The organism is Paenibacillus sp. Marseille-P2973 (genome assembly GCF_018101095.1).
Taxonomy (GTDB): Bacteria; Bacillota; Bacilli; order Paenibacillales; family Paenibacillaceae; genus Fontibacillus; species Fontibacillus vini.
In genome coordinates this window covers 197732-219510 of the sequence record NZ_JAGQEH010000006.1, presented here as the reverse complement: position 1 = coordinate 219510, position 21779 = coordinate 197732, and the positions used below count along the sequence as shown (strand labels likewise).

Annotated in this window: 17 protein-coding genes; 14 read left to right on the top strand and 3 right to left on the bottom strand. The window is 52.2% G+C overall.

Features of this window, described 5'->3' with window-relative positions:
• The first annotated feature begins 39 nt into the window (after positions 1-39).
• Both KB559_RS14855 and KB559_RS14850 read left to right on the top strand, forming a co-directional pair.
• Entirely contained in the window at positions 40-1731 is a 1692-nt protein-coding gene (locus tag KB559_RS14855) for a glutamine--tRNA ligase/YqeY domain fusion protein (RefSeq protein WP_211022704.1), read from the top strand.
• A 113-nt stretch (positions 1732-1844) separates the two neighbouring features.
• The gene (locus tag KB559_RS14850) at positions 1845-2984 is read left to right on the top strand and encodes a cation:proton antiporter (protein ID WP_211022703.1); all 1140 of its coding nucleotides are present in this window, start codon (positions 1845-1847) and stop codon (positions 2982-2984) included.
• Between the two features lie 298 nt (positions 2985-3282).
• Here the strand turns inward: KB559_RS14850 and KB559_RS14845 are convergent, their stop codons facing one another.
• Positions 3283-4491 (bottom strand): MFS transporter, encoded by a 1209-nt coding sequence (locus KB559_RS14845; protein WP_211022702.1) that lies wholly within the window; start codon positions 4489-4491, stop codon positions 3283-3285.
• Between the two features lie 132 nt (positions 4492-4623).
• On the opposite strand from KB559_RS14845, the gene mobA reads away from it, so the two are divergent.
• Complete coding sequence (mobA, locus tag KB559_RS14840) at positions 4624-5262, top strand: molybdenum cofactor guanylyltransferase (RefSeq protein WP_348772927.1); 639 nt, start codon at positions 4624-4626, stop codon at positions 5260-5262.
• A gap of 458 nt (positions 5263-5720) precedes the next feature.
• Positions 5721-6407, top strand: a complete 687-nt coding sequence (locus KB559_RS14835; protein WP_211022701.1) for a TorD/DmsD family molecular chaperone — start codon at positions 5721-5723, stop codon at positions 6405-6407.
• Positions 6408-6483: 76 nt separating this feature from the next.
• Here the strand turns inward: KB559_RS14835 and KB559_RS14830 are convergent, their stop codons facing one another.
• Both KB559_RS14830 and KB559_RS14825 read right to left on the bottom strand, forming a co-directional pair.
• Positions 6484-9684 carry an efflux RND transporter permease subunit gene (locus KB559_RS14830; RefSeq protein WP_211022700.1) on the bottom strand — a complete coding sequence of 1067 codons (3201 nt, stop codon included), beginning with the start codon at positions 9682-9684 and terminating at the stop codon, positions 6484-6486.
• A 28-nt stretch (positions 9685-9712) separates the two neighbouring features.
• Positions 9713-10624, bottom strand: a complete 912-nt coding sequence (locus tag KB559_RS14825; RefSeq protein ID WP_211022699.1) for a TetR/AcrR family transcriptional regulator — start codon at positions 10622-10624, stop codon at positions 9713-9715.
• A 242-nt stretch (positions 10625-10866) separates the two neighbouring features.
• Here KB559_RS14825 and cls point away from each other — a divergent pair, with 242 nt between their 5' ends.
• From cls to prfA, 10 genes are all read left to right on the top strand, one after another.
• Positions 10867-12375, top strand: coding sequence for a cardiolipin synthase (gene cls / locus KB559_RS14820; protein WP_211022698.1), 1509 nt, complete (start codon positions 10867-10869; stop codon positions 12373-12375).
• Between the two features lie 47 nt (positions 12376-12422).
• Positions 12423-13901 carry a phytoene desaturase family protein gene (locus tag KB559_RS14815; protein ID WP_211022697.1) on the top strand — a complete coding sequence of 493 codons (1479 nt, stop codon included), beginning with the start codon at positions 12423-12425 and terminating at the stop codon, positions 13899-13901.
• Positions 13902-13962: 61 nt separating this feature from the next.
• Positions 13963-14994: a type 2 isopentenyl-diphosphate Delta-isomerase gene (gene fni, locus KB559_RS14810; RefSeq protein WP_211022696.1), complete on the top strand. Its 1032-nt coding sequence runs from the start codon at positions 13963-13965 to the stop codon at positions 14992-14994.
• Positions 14995-15103: 109 nt separating this feature from the next.
• A complete protein-coding gene (locus KB559_RS14805; RefSeq protein WP_211022695.1) occupies positions 15104-15664 on the top strand; it encodes an ECF-type riboflavin transporter substrate-binding protein in 561 nt (186 codons plus the stop codon).
• Positions 15665-15679: 15 nt separating this feature from the next.
• Positions 15680-17440 carry an ABC transporter ATP-binding protein gene (locus tag KB559_RS14800; protein WP_211022694.1) on the top strand — a complete coding sequence of 587 codons (1761 nt, stop codon included), beginning with the start codon at positions 15680-15682 and terminating at the stop codon, positions 17438-17440.
• Positions 17433-18260, top strand: coding sequence for an energy-coupling factor transporter transmembrane component T family protein (locus KB559_RS14795; RefSeq protein ID WP_211022693.1), 828 nt, complete (start codon positions 17433-17435; stop codon positions 18258-18260). Before KB559_RS14800 ends, KB559_RS14795 begins: the two co-directional genes overlap by 8 nt.
• Positions 18261-18485: 225 nt before the next feature.
• Positions 18486-19586 (top strand): redox-regulated ATPase YchF, encoded by a 1101-nt coding sequence (gene ychF / locus KB559_RS14790; RefSeq protein WP_211022692.1) that lies wholly within the window; start codon positions 18486-18488, stop codon positions 19584-19586.
• A gap of 142 nt (positions 19587-19728) precedes the next feature.
• On the top strand, positions 19729-20073 hold the full coding sequence (locus KB559_RS14785) for a TM2 domain-containing protein (protein WP_211022769.1): 345 nt from the start codon (positions 19729-19731) through the stop codon (positions 20071-20073).
• 3 nt (positions 20074-20076) lie between these two features.
• Entirely contained in the window at positions 20077-20523 is a 447-nt protein-coding gene (locus KB559_RS14780; protein WP_247681839.1) for an NINE protein, read from the top strand.
• Positions 20524-20711: 188 nt separating this feature from the next.
• Positions 20712-21779, top strand: a complete 1068-nt coding sequence (gene prfA, locus KB559_RS14775) for a peptide chain release factor 1 (RefSeq protein ID WP_211022767.1) — start codon at positions 20712-20714, stop codon at positions 21777-21779.

Sequence of the window (21779 nt, the reverse complement as noted above, 5' to 3'; positions counted from 1 at the left end):
AATTCGGAGAAAATAAACAAAAGCTTTGAACTTCGTTGAATGGAAAGGTTGATCACCGTGGAGAACAATAACTGTACCCCTCCCAATTTCATCAAGAATATTATTACCGAAGATTTGAAGAACGGAAAAGTGGAAACCGTAGTGACACGCTTCCCGCCGGAGCCGAACGGCTATCTTCATATCGGCCACGCCAAGGCGATCTGGATTAACTTTACCCTGGCCGATGAATTCGGGGGCCGGACCCATTTGCGTTTTGATGATACGAACCCGGTAAAAGAGGATATCGAGTACGTCAACTCCATTAAGGAGGATGTGAAATGGCTCGGTTTTGAATGGGAAGAACTGCGCTTCGCTTCGGATTATTTCGAAGAGATGTACAATCGTGCCATCGTGCTGATTAATAAAGGTAAAGCCTACGTGGATGATTTGAGCGCCGATCAAATTCGCGAAACGCGCGGGACGCTCACGGAGCCGGGGCAAAACAGCCCTTATCGCGACCGTTCGGTCGAAGAGAACCTGGATTTGTTCGCGCGGATGCGCGCCGGTGAGTTCAAAGACGGAGAGAAGGTACTTCGCGCCAAGATCGATATGGCTTCGCCGAATATCAACCTCCGGGATCCTGTCATCTACCGGATCGTACATGCTTCCCATCACAATACCGGCGACAAATGGTGCATCTACCCGATGTATACGTTCGCCCATCCGCTGGAGGATGCGATCGAAGGAGTAACGCACTCCCTTTGCTCCACCGAGTTTGAAGATCAACGCCCGTTCTATGATTGGGTCATCGCCGAAACGGAAATGCCGAGCGAGCCGCATCAATATGAGTTCGGACGGCTCAATTTGGAGCAAACCGTAACAAGCAAGCGGAAGCTGAAAATGCTCGTCGACGAAGGGGTTGTCGATGGCTGGGACGATCCGCGCATGCCGACGATTTCGGGCCTTCGCCGCCGGGGATATACGCCGGAAGCGATCAAAGCGTTTGTCTTCGAAACCGGGATTTCCAAAGCCTACGGCTCCATCGATCTGAAAATGCTGGAGCATTTTATCCGGGAAGATCTGAAGCTGAAGGCGCCGCGCACGATGGCGGTCGTCGACCCGCTTAAGGTGGTCATCACCAATTATCCAGAAGGCCAAACGGAACTGTTGGAAGCTGAGAATAACAGTGAAAATGAAGAGATGGGCAACCGTCAAATTCCGTTTTCCCGTGAAATTTATATCGAGCGCGAAGATTTCATGGAGGATCCGCCGAGCAAATACTTCCGGCTGTTCCCCGGCAATGAAGTCCGCCTGAAGCATGCGTATTTCATTAAATGCAACGATGTGATCAAAGACGCGGACGGCAACGTGGTGGAAATTCACTGCACCTATGATCCCGAAACGAAGAGCGGCAGCGGGTTTACCGGCCGCAAGGTCAAAGGAACCATCCATTGGGTGGAAGCCAGTCAGGCGGTACCTGCCGAATTCCGGCTGTATGAGCCGCTGATTCTGGACGAAGAACCGGAAGAGGAAGGCGCGGAGGAAAAACCGTTCCTGGAGCGGATCAACCCGAACTCTTTAAGCATCATGCACGGCTATGTGGAGCCGGGAATGAAGGATGCACAGCCGCAAGACAAATTCCAATTTTTCCGTCACGGCTATTTCAACGTCGATTCGAAATATTCGAAGCCGGGGCATCCGGTGTTTAACCTGATTGTATCGCTCAAAAGCTCGTTTCAATTGCCGAAATAAATTTTAGATAAATAATTGAATATTGGTTTTTTATGGAGGAGCCTGGTCACCCAAGGCTTCTTTTTGTTTTTTTTTAGGCATTCAAAATACAAAAGTTGTACAGGAGGAGTTCTATGTTCTTTTTAACAATTCTAATCATCTTGCTCGCCACCAAGCTGGCCGGGGACCTCAGTGTTCGTTTAGGGCAGCCCGCGGTCGTAGGTAAACTGCTCATTGGAGTAGTTATTGGACCCGCTCTGCTCGGATGGGTAGAAAACTCACACATCATTGGAGAGTTGAGTGAAATCGGTGTGCTTTTATTGATGTTCATGGCTGGTCTGGAGACTGATTTAGGAGATTTGAAACGCTCCTTAACCTCATCGATGGCTGTAGCGGTAGGCGGAATCATCGTACCATTTGCCGGTGGATATTTAGCGGGGGCTGCGATCGGTATGTCACCGGCTCACGCGATTTTCTTGGGGCTGCTGCTGTCCGCCACTTCGGTCAGTATTTCCGTCCAGTCGTTAAAAGATCTCAATTTGATGAATACCAGGGAAAGCACGACACTTCTGGGAGCGGCGATTATCGACGACATTCTGGTGGTAGTATTGCTGGCGTTCGTAATGAGCCTTTTTGGCGGCGGTGATGTAAATCTTGCGATGGTTATCGGCAAAAAATTCATTTTCTTTTTGATTGCAGGACTCTTTATTTGGAAAATAGCGAAATGGATCATGAAGTGGCTTGCCCCGCTACGCGTGACTGAGTCGATTATCAGCGCCGGCCTGATTTTATGTTTCTTTTTGGCTTACATTGCGGAGGAGCTCGGGGTAGCCGGCATTATCGGTGCGTTTGCCGCAGGATTGGCGATTTCGCAAACGAGCTATAAACATGAGGTTGAGCAGAAGCTGGAGCCTATTGCGTACACGATTTTCGTACCTATCTTTTTTGTCAGCGTCGGTTTCTCCGTTTCCTTTGACGGATTGGGGAGTCAGCTCGGTCTTCTGGTGCTCTTCTTCCTGATTGCGCTGGTTACCAAACTGGTAGGCTCGGGGCTTGGGGCTCGCCTGACAGGGTTTTCGCTCCGGTCCTCGGCGGGAATCGGCTCGGGGATGGTATCGCGCGGGGAGGTTGCGCTCATCATCGCAACATTGGGTTTAGAGAATGGGTTACTGGAGCAAAAGTATTTTACGGTCCTGGTCATTGTAGTTATTTTGACGACTCTCGTTACGCCATACTTGTTGAAACTGACCCTGGGAAGGGGACAGAATGACTGATAGATTATGATTTTTTGTTAATTATTAATTAATCTTGCTCTGAAATGCATTTCATAGTGTACACTTTAGTTGGGAGCCGCAATCACCCCGGTGATCGACGAGCATCTCCAAGAAAACAAAGCTCCAGAATCAGCGGCGTAACCTTCCCGGATTTGCCGGATGGGCGTGACGCTGATCGGAGCTTGTTTTCTTTAAGAAGTTGTTCAAAAAGTTATCTTTCCAAGACGAAGCAGATCACGAAGCGGATTCGACGTCGAATCTTGAATTTCCTGAAAACCTGACTTTTTGAACTCGCATTTTATTGCTCTTGCGGAATGGATGGAGAGTATCCGTTTTTGCGGATATGCTGCCACAGTAAGCCGAATCCGAGCGCTCCGATGATCGCAAGAGCGACCCCCATTTTGTACATGATGACGGGGCCGAAATTTTGGAACACCCATCCGCCCAGAAAACCTGAGATCACGCCCGATACTCCGCTCAAGGCAAATGCATAAACGGCTTGGCCGGCGGAGCGAAGCGGTCTCGGAAGGAAAAGGGCGGTAAGCCTTGTTCCTACATAGAAGAAACCGCCGAAGGTAACGGCATGGAGGATTTGAATCAGGATAATCTGCACCGGATCCGTCGCCTCGGCCATCAGATTCCAGCGCAGCGCGAACAACAGGCTGACGAGCGTCAAGCATCCCATCAGAACAGTGATTTTACGCTTCAGATAACGGTTCAACAGGACGAAAGCAAGCACTTCGAAGATGGTCGACAGGAATACTGCGCCGCCGACCTGGAATCGCGACCCTCCCAGGTCGCTAATGAATAATGGCATAAAGATGCCGTTGATTGCATTTGGAATCGCGACCAATGTCCCGCACAATACGAAGGCAAGAAAATGTTTATTTTGCAGGGTACGGCGAATTTCACGGGACGAGATCCACGGCGTGTTTGTAGTAAGCGTGATTGGCGGCAGAAGCAGGGCAGACCCCATCGCCAGCATCAAGGTGATGCTGAAGAGCAGGGAAATTCCGTTCTGGCCAACGCTATCGATAATCGGGCCTGCCGTCAAAGCTACGAATGTCCAGCCCATAGAGCCCCAGAGCCGATAGGCGCCGAACTTTTGCCGGCTCTCTTCAATGTACCCGAGGGTCAGGCTATTCGACTGAGCAAGCAGCGGGCTTTGGAAAAAGAAAAGCATCAGCATCGATACATACAGCATTTGATAGGTATCCGCTTTGAACACAAGATGGCCTGTTATCAGCAAGCCAGTTAGCATGATCAATAGAATGATTCTTATATTTTGACCGCGGTCGCTTAAATATCTCCAAAAAGGATGAGCCAGGAGCGAAATGAACGGGCTGATAGCCATAAGGCTGCCAATCTCCAGCTTGTCCATGCCGATGTCCTGCAAATATAATTGAAAAAAGGCAGCAAAGATAACCATCGTACCGTAAACGAAAAAATTAAGCAGCCCCAAGGGCAATTTAGACGAGGACTGGGTATTGTCCGGCAAGCGCTCCATTCCTTTCTGTCCAACTCCGATTGTACTGTGGGAAAATGATAAGTGATTATGTTCCCAATGTAACACAGAGATGAAAGGGGATACAAACCATCTTCTTTTTGTTTTTCCAGTATTTGTTGAAGAAAGGGGAAGATTCTGATCGAGATCACCGCCATTATTTTAGCCGGAGGACGTTCTAGCCGGATGGGAAGCAATAAAGCGCTTTTGCCGCTGCAGGGCATACCGGTTATTGAAAGGCTGGTCCGGGAGCTGGACACGGTCGTCGGGCGAGTTATCATTGCCGGGGGCAATCAGCCGGAAGCCTATAGTTACTTAGGAAAGGAAATCTTTTCCGATGTTTATCCCGGAGCGGGACCTTTGGCCGGACTGCATGCCGGATTAACGGCCGCTGAGACTCCGTGGAGCCTTGCAGTCGCGTGCGACATGCCCTTTGCTTCCCGGGAAGTATTTGAATGGCTTGTGGAGCGTGTACGGACGGCGGAGAAGTCAAGTGGACCAGAAGCTATTATTCCGGTCGTACAGGGGCGTGTACAGCCCTTGCTGGCTGCATATCGCCGCAATGTATTGACCGGGCTGGAGAAGGAGCTTCAAGCCGGGAGCTTGAAGATGACCCGATGGACGGAAGGACTGCATGCCGAATATGCGGATGGAGCTGAAATAGCCGCCGCGACCGGGCTCCCATTGGAACAAATCCCCTTCAATATGAACCGTCCCGATGATTACCGCCAAGCACTTGATTGGCTGGATAGAGATCATAAGGGGAATGCTTAAGAGAAGGTTCCAACGACTTGTTAATAATCTGTCAAATATTTCACATAAAGCGTTTTCATTTTACAGTATAATAGAGCATGAAGATACATGATCCCCCTTAATCATGTGTCGGTATATGTACAATGGATGATTTCCGTCAAATAAGGAAGTCATCTTTTTTTAAACAAAGAATACATTTGTTGTGTCAGGATCATGCATGTCAGCACTGCATTACCTATAAGCTATTATTCAAAAAGTTAGGTTTTCAGGATCGAGAAGGTTGGAAGAAGCTAGGGACTGAGTAGCGGAGCTAAACGTTTTCGTAGAAAACGACTTCGTAAGCATTTGCTCATGGGGTACGTGAGCAACGGAAGGCCCGGCTGAATTCAAGATTCGATGTCGAACCCTCATCATGAACAGCCTCGTCATGGAAAGATGACTTTTTGAATTACCTTTAAAAGATCAGGGAGATGACCGATATGACCATGCTGTTTAAGGAGCCTGTTCAAATTCCGGAAGAGCAAGCCCGTTGGATGGAGATTAGAGGTTGGGTTTATGAGTTACTAATGGATTTTCTGAGCCGTCCGCCGCGGATGTCGTTGATTGCTCAGTGGCGCAGACGGGTGGAACTGAAGAATATTATTCCTATGTGCCAGGGCGGGAAGAGATTGAAGAGTTACCTGGAAGGCATTCCCGAAGAGAATTTCCGGCAGGTCTGCTATGAGGAAGCCGAGGAATACAGACGGCTATTCATGGGCGACAACGCCGTCATGATCGCTTGCGAATGTCAGTACCGCGCAAAGGAAGAGAGCTTGGACGCTCTGGTCTGTCTTTTGGATATCAGAAACACCTATATGGAGAGCAGCGTTGTCTTTAACAAGATTTCAGGCGAACGAGACGATCATATTGCACTGGAATTGGAATTCATGGCGGTTTTAAGTGAAGAAATGCTCAGTAAAGCCGGTCTTCATGAGAGCTGCCTGGAGCTGGCGGATGTGCAAATCCGCTTTCTTGAGAACCATCTGATGCAGTGGGCGCCCCGTTTCTCGGGCGAATTGGCTTCGGCGACGTCCAGCCCGATGTACATTGGTTTGGCTGAACTGCTTGTCCAATTTCTCGCAACGGATCTTGAGAACCTCTATGCATGGCGGAATTTGCAGAATTAGTTTAAGAAAATATAGAGAACAAAATAAAAAGCCGGGCCGGAGACCATTCTCCGCCCGGCTTTTATTGAGTTAAAGATTAATCCAAATCTCCGGCCGCAGGACCGCGGCGGCGGAATTTCATGAGGAACTCGTAGACCACCGGCACGATGACTAGCGTCAGCAAGGTGGAGCTGATCAAGCCGCCGATAACGGTGATACCGAGACCGCGGGAGATGATGCCCGCGCTGTGTTCCCAGCCCAGAACGAGCGGCAGCAAGGCGCCGATCGTAGCGAGCGCAGTCATAAGGATTGGACGAAGCCGTGTAGCCCCTGCTTCAAGCAATGCATCGCGGGTGGACAGGCCTTCGCGCTCCTTGTGGATGACGCGGTCGATGAGAACGATCGCGTTGGTGACGACGATCCCGATCAGCATCAGAACGCCCATCAGAGCCGACACGTTCAGGGTTTCTCCGCCGATCAGCAGGCCGATCATGGCGCCGATCACGATAAACGGCAGCGAGAACAGAATTGCAAACGGTGCAAGACCGCCGCCAAACGTAACCACGAGTACAAAGTATACGATCGCGACCGCAGCAGCCATAGCAAGACCCAACTGACCGAACGTATCGTTGATTTGCTCGGTTACACCGCCGAAGCTTACTTTGATTCCTTCCGGTTTATCCATGGCGTCGATTTTGTCCTGCAGTGAAGAGGACGCTTTTTGGACGTCGGTAGCGACGATCTTGGCGCTCACCTCAACGACCGTCTTGCCGTCGATACGCATGATGGAATCCGGAGAGCTTCCTTTTTCGACCTTGGCGACTTCTTTAATCGGCACTTCCATGCCAAGCGGGGAAGTCAGCGTCTCGTTCTCCATGTCCTGAATGCTGGTATAAGCATTCTTCTCGGTTTCGATATAGACTTTATAATCTTTGCCGTCAAGCTTAACTTCGGTAAGCACCGGACGCTCGCGAACCGGACTCAGCTTCATTGCGATTTGTCCCGGGGTCAGCCCGAGCGAGCTCAATTTTTGCTGATCCGCTACCAAAGTGTACTGGTCGTAAGCCGTGGAGAGCGAGGTCTCGCCTTTCTCGAAGTTCTTCGTATCCTCCTGAACCAATTTCAGGATTTCATCGGATACCGGCTTGATCTGTTCCAGATTGTCGCCGAATACGTTGACGCTGAGCGTACTGCCGCCCATACCGCCCGTCATCATTTCGGACATGTCTCCCCACTCGCCGTCGGGAACTTCATTCTTCAAGCCAAGCAGGAGCTTTTCTTTAACGTCTTCGAAGTGCTTCGTATCTTTCTTATATTCGATATAGAATAGAGCGGAGTTGGAAGAACCTACGCCAAGCGGATTGCTTCCGCCGACGGAATATTGCATTTTATCCATGTCTTCCTGGGCCAAAACGTATTGCTCCGCCTTTTGCATTTTCTCTTGGACATCTTCAAGACGGTCTCCGGGAGCCGGAGAATAAGTAACCATAACATATTTATCTTCTTGCTCCGGCAGGAAGCTGACGCCGACGAGCGGATACAGGAACAAGCTGCCTACCAGCAGGACGATGGCAAGTCCAAAGGTGATAAGCTTATGGGACAAAGACCAGTTGAGGATGCGCTGATAACCCCGTGCCATTCCTTTCGGATTGCTGTCATGGTCATGCTTCTTGTTCAGTCCTTTGCGGAACAAGGTGTGCGCCAGGGCAGGCACCAATGTAATGGCAACCAGCAACGAGGCGAGCAGCGAGAATACCATCGTGTAGGCGAACGGTTTGAACAATTCGCCGACCATTCCGCTTACGAAAGCGAGCGGCAGGAAGACGGCGATCGTAACGATCGTCGAGGACATGATCGGAACGAACATTTCCCGGGTTGCCGCGATGATCAGTTTGCCGCCCTTCAGCTTCTCGCCGGTCAGGGACAAGCGGCGGTAAATGTTCTCGATGACGACGATGGAGTCGTCGACCACGCGGCCGATGGCGACCGTCATGGCGCCGAGCGTCATCATGTTCAGCGTAATATCCATCTGCTTCAGCGCAAGAACCGCGATTAGAAGCGATAATGGAATGGAGATAATGGAAATGATCGTCGAGCGGATATTCCGCAAGAACAACAGGATGATCAGAACGGCGAACAATGCGCCGAACAAAGCCTTGGACAGCATCGTGTTGACGGAGTCCGTGATCGGCTTGCCTTGGTCAAGCAATACGGTGAAGTCGATATGGCTGTACTGTTTTCCCAGCTCATCGGCTTTGTCCTTGACAAGGTTCGCAACATCGACGGTGTTGGCGTCGTTGTCCTTCACGATTTGAATCCCGATCGATTCGGCACCGTTGGTGCGGGAAATCGATTCAGCTTGACCGATGACTTCGATCTTGGCGATGTCGCCGAGTTTTACGGTCGGAATGCCGGCCGGAATGCCAGCCATGCCGCCTTGAGGCGCACCGGCTCCGGCAGCGGCATCATTGCCTGCAGCGCCTGCTCCGGCACCGGCGGCACCAGCCCCCGCGCCCGCAGCGCCTGCACCCGCGCCGGCAGCACCCGCACTCGGCATAGCCGGAATGGCGAGGTTCTTAAGATCATCTACAGTAGTGATGTTGCCGTCAACAACGACAGCCTTTTGCGATTGTTCCAGGTCGAACAGGCCGAGCGGAACGCGCAGCGCGGAAGCTTGGACGATACCCTTTACGGTATCTTCGCTAAGTCCGAGCTGCTGCATTTTCGCCTCATCGAAATTGAGGCGGACTTCTTTGACGTATTGTCCGGCAATTTGCACCGATGCTACGCCATCCAGGTCTTCAAGTGCAGGCTGGATGTCGTTTTGAATCGTGCGGGTCAAAGCTTCCAGATCGCCCGAAGCGTTATCGGACAAGCTGAGCGAGATGACCGGCATGGAATTCAGGCTAAACCGGGTAATTTGCGGCTTTTGCGCATCTTCCGGCAAAGTTACATCGTTCAACGCTTCCCGGACGGCAGCCGTGGCATTGTCCAGATTGGTGTCATAATCAAATTCGATGAACAGGGAAGCCGCGTTCTCCATGGATGTCGATGTAATTGTTTTTACTCCGTCGACATTGTGGAGCTTGGTCTCCAGCGGCTTGGTAATATCCTGGACGACGCCTTCCGGCGCTGCTCCCGGATAAATTGCAGTAACGCTAAGGTAAGGGACATTGATATTCGGAATAGTCTCCTGCTTCATCGTAAGGCCGCTGTATAAACCGACAACCGTGACGATAATCGTCAACAGCCAAATCGCAAATTTATTCCGCAGTGAGAATTGAATGATACTTTTCATCAGCTAGGTCTTCCGCTCCTCTCTATATTTACGCATGATTCAAATAAGGCCGCATAAGTCGTTCCAGTTCCTCCATCCGATCATCCAGTTCGGGAATAGCTTTGACATTAGCGAGCATTCCCGTCAGAACGACCCGGCGCGGCCGGAGTTCGAGGATTTCTTCCTCCATCAGTTGCAACGATTCGCGTCCTTGCTGGCGGACATCCGGAGATGCCACCCGGCTTTCAATTAATTCCTTCAGTTCCCGGATTGCCAGGAGGGGGTGACGTTCCGGCTCCTTCATGCAGGTATCGTCCGCTCCCCAGCGTTTCAGGACTTCCTCGCTGATCAAGGGCTCCGGGCGCTGGCTGATCATCCGTTCTGCAGCTCCATCAAGCAGATCGACCATATAAACGGCCATCCGATGGGTACCGACCGTTATGGCCGGATCAAACAACAACCTTATGTAGACTCCAAGAATGCCGTGGACCAGCATGATCAGATCCGCCGTATAAGGTGAGATTTGTTCTCCGTAAGCCGCTTCAATCGCCTTTTTGCTGTAATGGTGCAGCTTGGCGTTGTTTTCCCGGATGACCCCAGGCTCCCCGCGGTACAGGTTGCCGTTTTTGATCCAATCCCGAAACTGCATCAGCAGAAATTCCCGCAATTCCAGCACCAGGTTGAGCAATACTTCGATTTGCAGTATGAGTCGTTCCCGGGGATTAAGACCCGGCTGATTTTCGGCCTGCAGCAAATGTTCCTGCAGCAATTGATAGCAATAATCGAACAGGCTGAACTCCAGCTCATCCTTCGACTTAAAGTGAAGGTACAGACTTCCTTTGGACATGCCGCAGGTGTCAGCAATTTCCTGCATCGAAGTGGCGGAAGAACCCTTGGCGGCAAAAAGCTGCATGGCGGTTCTGAGAATCAGCGTTCTTTTATCTCCAGATTTAACGGACAATAACGGTTCACCTCCTCCTGACTCTTAAGTTCTCATATTGACCAACGGGTCAAAATGATTATATTACATATTTAAAGCACATTACAAATTTACGCGGTAAGTAGGGTTCGGTTCCAGAAATGCGGCAGGGGCAACGTTTCTTTATCGTCAGGATCTTTTAATGGTAGGAAGATATCGAAGGTTCATGTAAAATGTAGAGAGATAGGCGAACGTGCAACAAAATAGGGAAGAGGAGTACAACCATGAGACGTGGACTACAAATTATATTAATCGCAGCCATCCTGTTTGCTTTTTACTTCTTCGGATTCGGCATCTTCGGTAAATTCGGCGGGATGCTGGTCAGTATATTTCAAACCCTGACTGTCGTCACGATCGGTCTTGCGATCTTTATGGAGAATCGCAATCCTTCCAGTACGATGGCCTGGATTCTTGTACTGGCACTGTTGCCGGTCGTTGGCTTGGTGCTCTATTTCCTGCTGGGGCAAAACTATTTCAAACGGCGGAAATTCGATAAGAAAGCGGAGGCGGACCGGCAGAGCTTCGAACGGATCGACCATAACGGCAATATGCTGCCTCGGGATTTGTCGCAGTTTACACCAGGGCAGCAGCGGCTTCTGCAAATGTCGCAGCGGATTGCCCGAACTCCGTTTTCCATGGCGACGCGGACGCGGGTGTTGACCAACGGGGAGGAGACGTTCTCTACCCTGCTGAAGGAATTGAAAATGGCCCAGCACCACATACATATGGAGTATTACATTTACCGGGCGGACGACATCGGCCGCGAAATTCAAAAGACACTGATCGAGAAGGCGCAAGCCGGCGTGGAGGTCCGGTTCATGTTTGATGCGGTCGGCAGTATCGGGCTTCCGAAATCTTTTATCAAGGAACTCAGGGATGCCGGCGTCAAGGTCGGAGTCTACGGCGAAGTACGCTTCCTGGCGCTTTCCAGCCGGGTCAACTATCGAAATCACCGGAAAATCGTCGTCATCGACGGCAATACCGGCTTTATCGGCGGACTGAACGTGGGCGATGAGTACTTGAGCCGCAGCAAAACTTACGGTTTCTGGCGGGACACGCACATGCTGGTCAAAGGGGAGGCCGTCCGGTCTATGCAGATTATTTTTTTGCAGGACTGGCAGTATGTCACCGGCGAAAAAATCATGGACCTCGAATATCTGTCCCCGGAGCTGGAGCAGGGCTGCAGCGGCGCGGTTCAAGTCCTGCCCAGCGGGCCGGATAACGAAAGCAGCACCTTGAAGAACATCTTCTTCGCCATGATTACGTCGGCCAAAAAATCGGTTTGGCTGGCGACGCCTTATTTCATACCGGATGAGGATATTTTGACGGCCCTCCGCGTAGCGGCCATGTCGGGGATCGACGTACGGATTTTGTTTCCGGCCAAACCGGACAAGTGGCTGCCTTTCCTGGCCTCGCATTCCTATTTTCTCTCGTTGCTTGAGGTGGGCGTGAAAATCTATGAATACGAGAAGGGCTTCCTTCATTCCAAGCTGCTCATTGTCGACGGCGAGGTTGCGACTGTAGGTACGGCAAATATGGATATGCGCAGCTTCCATCTTAACTTCGAAGTAAACGTGCTGCTCGTCCAGAACGACAGCATTGCCAAAATCGTCAAGGATTTCGAACGGGACTTGTTGTCCACGAAGCAAATTAAAAGAAAAGCGTTTATGAAGAAAAAGGTCGTCGTTCGCTTCATGGAATCGGCTGCCCGGTTGATGTCACCGCTATTGTAAGGGAAGTTGTTTCATCCTTTAATGAAAAGGAGGCGGGCGTTGTACAGATGGAAAGAAAAGCGTTGATTGTCGGGGCGGGCTTTGGAGGCCTGTCCTGCGCCATTGAGTTGGCTATCAGGGGATTCCGGGTAACCGTGCTGGAGCGCCAACCTAGCGTTGGCGGCAAGTTACAGCGGGTCTTGATCGACGGGTACCGTTTTGACAGGGGACCTACAACGATTGAAATGGCGCATGTTTTTCGAAATCTGTTCCGCCGGGCTGGCCGGGACCTGAATGATTATGTACGGCTGATTCCGCTTGAGCCTAGGTCGCGCAGTGTGTTTGCCGACGGGAATGTCGTGGATTTGACCGGGGACGTGGAATTTATGCAGCATCAAATCGGCACCTATAGCCCGGAGGACGCCTTGCACTATCCTGCGTTTATTCAGGAGTCTCGGCAGATGCTCCGTTACGCCAGTGAACATATCCTTAACCGGCTTCCGCTTAATGGTTTGGATAAATGGTGGCCCAGAATACTCATGAGCCTGCTGGTACCGGAGCTTCACCATTCTTTGAATCGCCAGCTTCGCCGGCATTTCAGCCATCCCAATACGCTCGCAATGTTCGGAAGATATGCCGCCCGCGTAGGTTCTTCCCCGTTCAAGGTTTCATCCTTATGCGGCATGCTGGTAAGCTGCGAGGCCGATCAGGGGATATATACGGTCCGCGGGGGAACCTACCAGTTGATCGAAGCTATGAAGCGTCTGGCGGAAGAACTGGGCGTTGAAATTGAGACTGGCGTGGAAGTGACCCGAATCCGGGTGGTCGACCGTAATGTTAGAGGGATTGAAACTACGAAGGGCGATTATGAATCCCCGCTGGTCATCGTCAATGGGGATGCGCTTTCTCTTAGCAAAAGATTGCTGGAGGAGAAGGACCGCCCCTCCATGACCGATCGTCTGATTTCCACCTTCGAGCCCTCCTTGTCGGCCTTTGTCCAGCTCGCAGGGGTACCGGTCCGGTTAGACCGGCTCCATCATCACACTGTGTTCTTTTCTGAAAATTACGAGAATGAATTTCATGATATTTTCTCCAGACGTCGTCCGCCGACCCACCCGTCGGTATACATTTGCAATTCTTCCTATTCGGAGGAAGGGGCGGCCCCTCCAGGCTGCAGCAACTTGTTTATCATGACCCATACCCCTTATTTATCGAGGGAATGGGATTGGGAGCGGGAAGGGGAAGCTTACTCCAGAACGGTATTCTCCACATTAAGACAGCACGGATTAAACGATTTGGTCCAAGAGCATGAACTCGCCCGGTATACGCCGGTCGATTTGGCACGGGATACATACTCCTATAAGGGAGGAATGTTCGGGCTTGCTTCACACAGTTTTATGCAGGAACTGAAGAGGCCCGGCAACCGCAGCCGGGATATAAGGGGTCTCTGGTATGCGGGAGGCACGACGCATCCCGGCGGGGGCGTCCCTTTCGTCACCTTGTCCGGCCAGTTGGTAGCGGGTTATATAGCGAAGGGTTCAGTCTGATAGCCGGAGATTTATATAGAGGAAGTAAAAACTGAGATTTACGTTAGAAGGAGGAACGAAGATGGGAGATACATCCGGGCGCAAATCCGAGCATATTCGTCTTTGTCTGGAGGAGCAGGTTGGCGGTGAAGGGATTACTACTGGATTTGAAAAATACAGGTTCCGCCACAACGCGCTGCCGGAGCTGAACTTTGACGAGGTCAGCTTGAAGACGGTCTTTCTCGGCGCGGCTGTACGCACGCCGCTGCTGATCAGTTCGATGACCGGCGGAAGCAAGCTCGCCGGGGAGATTAACGACCGCCTGGCGGAAGCGGCGGAGCGGCGGGGTTGGGCGATGGGAGTCGGCTCGGTCCGCGCCGCCGTGGAACGCGGGGAGCTGGCTCCCACGTTCGCGGTCCGGCGCAAGGCGCCGAGCATCCCGATCATCGCCAATTTGGGCGCGGTCCAGCTAGGGTACGGCTTCGGCGCGGCGGAATGCCAGCGCGCGGTCGATATTGCCGGAGCGGACATGCTTGTGCTGCATTTGAACAGCCTGCAAGAGGTGTTCCAGCCGGAAGGTAATACCGGCTTCGGCGGTTTGCTCGCCCGCATTGAGGAAGTGTGCCGGGCGCTGCCGGTTCCCGTCGGCGTCAAGGAAGTAGGCTGGGGCATCGACGGAGGTACGGCGAGACGCCTCCGCGAAGCGGGCGTAGCTTTCATTGACGTGGCCGGCGCCGGCGGAACCTCCTGGAGCCAGGTCGAGAAGTTCCGCAGCGCCGACCCGGTGCGGCGTGCGGCTGCGGAAGCATTCGCGGATTGGGGCATCCCCACCGCCGAATGCATCCGCGAAGTGCGGGCGGCGGCGCCGGATGCCGCCCTTATAGGCAGCGGGGGCCTGAACACCGGCGTGGACGCCGCCAAAGCGCTGGCGCTTGGCGCGGATCTGGCCGGGTTCGGCCGGGCGCTGCTGGAACCGGCGGTGCATTCGGAGGAGCGGCTCGATGCGCTCTTGGAGCGCGTCGAGCTGGAGCTTCGCACCGCCATGTTCGGGATCGGCGCCGGGACCGTTTCGGCGCTGCGGAATACGCCGCGGCTGGTGCGGCGTGAGGTGTAAATAAATTAATCATATAAATCCGGGAAGATTACAATGAATTTTTCATTGCGTTTCTGAAACATTCCCATTATATTGAAGTTAGCAAGCTTCAGACAAAGGGGGAAACGTTATGAAGTCATCGATTTGGAAATGGAATACGAGGACGGTAGTTACCATCGGGATCGGGGCGGCGTTATACGGAGCGACAAGCTGGATCGGCATTCCGATCGCGCCGGATACGCAGCTTCGTCCGGCAGTGGCGCTGCTTGCGATCTTCGGGGCATTATTCGGACCGGTGGTCGGCTTTGTCGCCGGGCTCATCGGCCATGTGATTAACGATTTCCTTACGAGCGGCACCGTTTGGTGGGGCTGGGCGTTGGGATCGGGGATAACGGCGGCCTTTATGGGTCTGATTTATTTGTCCAAGGGGTTCAACCCGCAGGACGGGGAGATCCGGAAGGGCCATGTGGTCCGGTTTTTGATCTATGGTTTGGTCGGGATTTTCGTTTCCCTGGCTTTCTCGGGATTGTTCGATATTTACGTCATGGGAGAGCCGAACGATAAAATCATCATTCAAACGGTAACCGCCGGATTGGCCAATACCGCGGTTTTCGTAATTCTCGGCATTCCCGCAGTGTGGGCGTATGCCAAGCGCAACCGGAACAATACGAATTTAACGGTGGAAAGATAGGAGAAACCAGCGAATATGCAGCCGGCGATTTCATTTCGAAATTTCAGTTTTCGTTACAAAAGCCAATCCGAACCCACCCTGAAGAACATCTACCTGGACATTTCGCCCGGGGAGAAAATCTGGATTGCCGGGCCGAGCGGCTCCGGCAAATCAACCTTAGCCCATTGCATCAATGGGCTAATTCCTTTTTCCTACGGGGGCGAGGTTTCGGGCAATTTATACATAGGCGGTCTTGAAGTATCAGAGCAGGGAATCTTCGAGCGGAGCCGCAGCGTGGGCACCATTTTGCAGAACCCGGATGCCCAGTTTGTCGGTCAAACCGTCGGGGAAGATACAGCCTTCCAAATGGAAAATGAACAAGTGGCTCAGTCGGTCATGAAGGCAAGAGTCGTCACCGCTCTGGATCTAGTCGGCATGCTGGCCTATGAGGGACAGGGTCCGCATGATTTGTCCGGGGGACAGAAGCAGAGTGTCTCTCTGGCGGGAGTGCTGTCGACCCACGCGGACATCCTGCTCTTCGATGAACCGCTGGCCAATTTGGATCCGGCCAGCGGAGTAAGGGCGATGCAATTGATCGAAGATATTCATCGGCGCGAAGGAAAAACGGTCATTATTATCGAACACCGGGTTGAAGATGTTCTTGCCCAGCCGATCGACCGGATCGTCGTGATGAGTGAAGGGGAAATCGCCGCGATCGGTACACCCGAGGAACTGCTCAGAGAAGGAGTGCTGGCACGTCACGGCTTGAGGCAGCCGCTGTATTTGAACGCATTGGAATATGCCGGTGTTCCGATTAGCGGGCTCAAGAGTCTTGCCACGCCGGAAGGACTCGTTACTCTTGCAGGGGACGGGAATCTTCCGGAAGGCAGCGAATATCTCGGGGAGACCGAGATCCGAAGCCGGCTGGAGGCCTGGGCGGAGCGAGTGGAACCTGCCACGGGGCGTCTCTCGGGGGCCCCGTTGCTCGAACTGAAGGATATTTCCTTTGCTTATGGCCGCGGTCGAACTGATGTCGTTCGAAATGTCTCCTTCTCGATTTCGGAAGGGGAGCGGCTGGCCTTGCTCGGGAGCAACGGGGCGGGGAAGTCCACGCTTTCCGGGCTCATTACCGGCATTTTGAAGCCGAAATCCGGGACGATTACGCTTCGCGGTGAGGATTTAAGCCGTTGGAGTATCCGGCAAAGAGGCGAAGAAATCGGTTATGTGATGCAGAATCCGAATCATATGATCACACAGCACATGATTCGCGATGAGATTGCGCTCGGTCTTACGGCGAGGGGCGTACTTTCCCCGGAGCGGGAGCGGAGAATCGATGAAGTCTTGCACACTTGCGGGCTATATCCTTATCGCAACTGGCCGGTTTCCGGGTTGAGTTTTGGACAGAAGAAACGGCTGACCATTGCGTCCATTCTGGCATTGGAGCCGAAGCTGATGATTCTTGACGAGCCCACGGCGGGCCAGGATTACCGTCATTATACCGAGTTCATGGATTTTATCGACGGGTTGGCCGGCCGAGGGATGGCCTTTTTGTTCATCACGCATGATATGCACCTGGCGCTGGAGTATGCGGACCGGGCCGTCGTTATGGCGGAGGGGGAAATTATCGCCGCCGATACGGTGCCCCGGATTCTCTCGGACAGCGAGGTGACGGGACGGGCCCGCCTGCGGGAGACCAGCTTGTCGCGCTTTGCGAAGGCGTGGCGGTTATCCTCCCCGTCCGGGTTCGTGCAAGCTTTTATCGAAGCCGAGAAGAAGGTGAAGGAAGCCGATGAGTAAAGCGGGAAATCTGTTTGTTGAGGGAGATTCCCTATTCCACCGGATGGACGGAGCCGTGAAGCTGATTCTTCTTTTGACCTGGACGGTGTCGACCTTCCTGTTCCTGGACCTCCGGATATTCGCCGTTATGCTCTCTGCGGGAATCGGCATGCTGCTCCTATCGCGGATTCCGTTCCGGCGGATGGCGTTATTATTCTGGGTGCTAATGGTGTTCACGTTAATCAACAGCATTTTTATTCTGATCATTACGCCGAGATTCGGCTCTACCCTGACCGGCAGCAACACGCCGCTGATTCCGGTGGGGTACGATACGATCAGCGCGGAGACGCTCTTTTACGTACTTACCTTGTCCGCCAAATATTTAACGCTGCTGCCGGTTACGATGCTGTTCATTTTCACGACCCATCCGAGCCGGTTCGCGGCCAGCCTTAATAAATTGGGCGTTCATTATAAAATGGCCTACGCGGTAAGCATCGCCTTCCGGTATATCCCGGACCTGACACAGGAGTTCAAAAATATTTTGAACGCGATGCAGATGCGGGGGATGGGCATCTCGCGCGGCGACGGTAATTTGTGGCGCAGGATGAAGAATTTATCCCTAGTCGTCGTACCGCTGCTTCAATCTTCTCTCCAGCATATTGAGTCGGTGTCGAATGCCATGGATTTGCGCGGCTTCGGTACCGGAAGCAAGCGAACCTGGTACATGGGCATGCCAATGTCGCGCAGCGACAAATGGATGCTGCTCCTCTGCGTACTGCTATTAGTGGCGGCTATCCTGCTAAAGGGGTTCTGGGCGGAGAAGTTTTGGTACCCTTTTTAAAGGTTGTTCAAAAAATCATCTTTTGATCACGAAGTGTTTCAAGCAGTTGAATCGACATCGAATCTTGCGTTGACCCTCGAAGTCCGGTACTCATGTTCAAAAAGCCGACTTTTTGAACATAAACTTTTAGCTGTAAAATTGGAGATGTCCTTGAAATCTGGCCGGGGGATAGGTACTATGGTTGAAGAAGATGAGCAATTACAAGAATGAGGAGTTGTCATAGATATGGCTTTAAAAGCAGGAATCGTGGGCCTTCCGAATGTCGGAAAATCCACGTTGTTTAATGCAATTACCCAAGCGGGAGCGGAATCCGCAAACTATCCGTTTTGTACGATCGATCCGAACGTCGGCGTGGTTGAAGTGCCGGATGAGCGTCTCGACAAGCTGACCGAACTGGTCGTCCCTAACAAGACGGTGCCTACCGCTTTTGAATTTGTGGATATTGCGGGCCTTGTCCGCGGCGCCAGCAAAGGCGAGGGCCTCGGCAACAAATTTTTGGCTCACATCCGTGAAGTGGACGCGATTGTGCATGTAGTCCGCTGCTTTGAAGATGAGAACATCACGCACGTCGACGGCAAAATCAACCCGATCAGCGATATCCAGACGATTAATCTGGAACTGATTTTGGCGGACCTGGACAGCGTCGAGAAGCGGATCGAGCGTTCCCGCAAAAATATGAAGGGCGGCAACAAGCAATATGCGCAGGAAGTGGAAGTTCTCGAGCGCATCAAAGAAGCTCTGTATAACGACCAGCCCGCTCGTAGCGTAGAGTTGTCCGACGATGAGAAGCTGATCGTCCGCGACCTCCATCTTTTGACGCTCAAGCCGGTATTGTATGCGGCCAACGTGAGCGAGGACGGTGTTACCGAAGCGGACAGCAATCCGTTCGTGCAGCAGGTTCGCGAATTTGCGGCCGGTGAGAATGCCGAAGTCGTTCCGATCAGCGCTAAAGTGGAAGCGGAAATCGCCGAGCTGGAAGGCGAGGACAAGGCTATGTTCCTTGAGGAGCTCGGCTTGCAAGCCTCCGGGTTGGATCGTTTGATCCAGGCGGCTTATCGCCTGCTCGGCCTGTATACGTATTTCACGGCCGGCGTACAGGAAGTACGCGCCTGGACGATCCGCAAAGGGACGAAAGCGCCGGGAGCGGCCGGAGTTATTCACTCCGACTTCGAACGCGGCTTTATCCGAGCGGAAGTAGTATCCTATGACGATTTGATGGCTGCAGGTTCCATGAACGCCGCCAAGGAACGCGGACAGCTTCGTCTGGAAGGCAAAGAGTATGTCGTTCAGGACGGAGACGTCATGCATTTCCGGTTTAACGTTTAATCCGATAACCGATTAACGGGGTTTGCCTAAACGGCAAGCCCTTTTTTTATTTACCAGTTTTTTGTATTGCTGTGAACGGAAGTGGTTTGTATACTAGAGTCAATTGATCTTAGATCGTTAATATGGAGGGAACGCAATGAGTATGAATTATGCTTTAGGCAGAAAGAGTCAGCTCGATTCGAGAGAACTTCTTCTCTTGGAATCCGAGGTAAAAAACAGAGGAAAGAACATGGTCGTTGCCTATATCCTGTGGTATTTCTTGGGTATTGTCGGCGGACACCGTTTTTATTTGGGCAAGACAGGAACAGCCGTTACCCAGCTTATTTTGTCCATCACGGTCATCGGGTTGATTGTGACGTCCATCTGGTGGATCGTGGATGCGTTCCTGACTCACACCTGGGTAAAAGAACACAACGCCGTACTGGAAAATCAGCTTATTGATCAAATTATGTATAACAGAGGCATGTCGGAAACTTATCCGATCTAACCGATGAACTCTACTATGAACATCTCCAAGCAAACGTTGTCCACGACGGAGCTCCTTATTCTGAGTTCGGAAATGTCCAAGCAGGAGAAGTCATTGACGCTGGCCTACCTTATGCTGCTAGCAGGCCATTTGGGCGTTCACCGCTTCTATTTGAAAAGACCGCTTTCCGGCACGATTCAATTGGTCTTGTTCGCTTTAACCATGGTTTGTTACTTCGTGTTTGCCATTATGTCCGCTTTCGAGAGCGAAGTTTACTCGGATGGTTTAGGGATGTCGATCGTGTTTCTAGTCCTGACTCTTCTAATGGGACTGGCACTGACGATTTGGGTCATTGTCGACGCTTGCATCCTGCCTGGTATGGTAAAGTCATGGAATGCGAAATTGGAGCAGTCTTTAATCGATCAAATTGTAGCTTACCGATCAAACGCTGCATTTGCACAACCGAAGTAGCTGCTAAATAAGATCAGTGGGTTTCAACTTCGGTTGAGATCCACTGTTTTTTATTATTCGGGGTGCTGGCAGGCTGCTGTTCAATCCGATTAGAATATGATATAATATAAAGTCGTCCGGACTAGAATTTGTAGTGCGGATATGACGATGATTTTTTCGACTTGCTTATGAAGAAAGAGGTGATTTCCTTGTTGGACCGACTACAATCCCTGGCTGACCGTTATGAGAAGCTGAGCGAGCTGCTCTGCGATCCCGACGTGGCGAACGATACGAAGAAGCTGCGGGATTATTCTAAAGAACAATCGGATTTACAGCCGGCTTATGAGGCGTACACTGAATACAAGCAGGTTATGGAAGAGCTTGATGCCGCGAAAGCGATGCAGGCAGAGAAGCTTGACGATGACATGCGCGAAATGGTGAAGATGGAAATCGAGGACCTTTCCGCACGCCAGCAAGAACTGGAGGAGAAAATCCATGTTCTGCTGCTGCCGAAGGACCCGAATGACGATAAAAACGTAATCGTGGAAATCCGCGGCGCTGCCGGCGGGGACGAAGCGGCTTTGTTTGCGGCTGACCTGTACCGCATGTACACCCGCTTTGCCGACACCCAAGGGTGGAAAGTGGATATCATGGATGTGAATGAAAGTGACCTTGGCGGTTTCAAAGAGGTTATTTTTATGATTAACGGACGCGGCGCTTACAGCAAAATGAAATACGAAAGCGGTGCCCACCGGGTACAGCGGATTCCGTCGACGGAATCCGGCGGACGGATTCACACGTCGACCTCGACGGTGGCGGTCATGCCGGAAGCCGAAGAAGTCGATATTGAAATTCTCGATAAGGATATCCGTGTGGATACGTTCTGCTCCAGCGGCGCGGGCGGCCAGTCCGTCAACACGACGAAATCGGCGGTGCGGGTAACGCACATTCCGACGGGCATTGTGGCAACGTGCCAGGACGGTAAATCGCAAAACTCCAATAAGGAGAAAGCGTTGCAGGTGCTTCGCGCCCGGATCTCGGATATGATGCGCCAAGAGGAAGAGGCGAAATATGCCGGGGAGCGGAAGAGCAAAGTGGGAACCGGGGACCGCAGTGAGCGGATCCGTACCTATAACTTCCCGCAAAGCCGGGTAACCGACCACCGGATCGGTCTTACGCTGCACAAGCTCGATCAGGTCATGAACGGAGAGATCGCGGAAATCGTATCGGCGCTGACGATTGCGGAACAGGCCGAACTGATGGACAAAGGAGAATAA

What these genes read in the sequence shown, in the direction of transcription:
- ychF (WP_211022692.1), top strand. Translation starts at nt 18,486, where the DNA reads ATGGCTTTAAAAGCAGGAATCGTGGGCCTTCCGAATGTCGGAAAATCC.
- KB559_RS14795 (WP_211022693.1), top strand. Translation starts at nt 17,433, where the DNA reads ATGAGTAAAGCGGGAAATCTGTTTGTTGAGGGAGATTCCCTATTCCAC.
- cls (WP_211022698.1), top strand. Translation starts at nt 10,867, where the DNA reads ATGAGACGTGGACTACAAATTATATTAATCGCAGCCATCCTGTTTGCT.
- fni (WP_211022696.1), top strand. Translation starts at nt 13,963, where the DNA reads ATGGGAGATACATCCGGGCGCAAATCCGAGCATATTCGTCTTTGTCTG.
- KB559_RS14830 (WP_211022700.1), bottom strand. Translation starts at nt 9,684, where the DNA reads ATGAAAAGTATCATTCAATTCTCACTGCGGAATAAATTTGCGATTTGG.
- KB559_RS14850 (WP_211022703.1), top strand. Translation starts at nt 1,845, where the DNA reads ATGTTCTTTTTAACAATTCTAATCATCTTGCTCGCCACCAAGCTGGCC.
- KB559_RS14805 (WP_211022695.1), top strand. Translation starts at nt 15,104, where the DNA reads ATGAAGTCATCGATTTGGAAATGGAATACGAGGACGGTAGTTACCATC.
- KB559_RS14800 (WP_211022694.1), top strand. Translation starts at nt 15,680, where the DNA reads ATGCAGCCGGCGATTTCATTTCGAAATTTCAGTTTTCGTTACAAAAGC.
- KB559_RS14815 (WP_211022697.1), top strand. Translation starts at nt 12,423, where the DNA reads ATGGAAAGAAAAGCGTTGATTGTCGGGGCGGGCTTTGGAGGCCTGTCC.
- KB559_RS14780 (WP_247681839.1), top strand. Translation starts at nt 20,077, where the DNA reads ATGAACTCTACTATGAACATCTCCAAGCAAACGTTGTCCACGACGGAG.
- KB559_RS14855 (WP_211022704.1), top strand. Translation starts at nt 40, where the DNA reads ATGGAAAGGTTGATCACCGTGGAGAACAATAACTGTACCCCTCCCAAT.
- KB559_RS14845 (WP_211022702.1), bottom strand. Translation starts at nt 4,491, where the DNA reads ATGGAGCGCTTGCCGGACAATACCCAGTCCTCGTCTAAATTGCCCTTG.
- KB559_RS14785 (WP_211022769.1), top strand. Translation starts at nt 19,729, where the DNA reads ATGAATTATGCTTTAGGCAGAAAGAGTCAGCTCGATTCGAGAGAACTT.
- KB559_RS14835 (WP_211022701.1), top strand. Translation starts at nt 5,721, where the DNA reads ATGACCATGCTGTTTAAGGAGCCTGTTCAAATTCCGGAAGAGCAAGCC.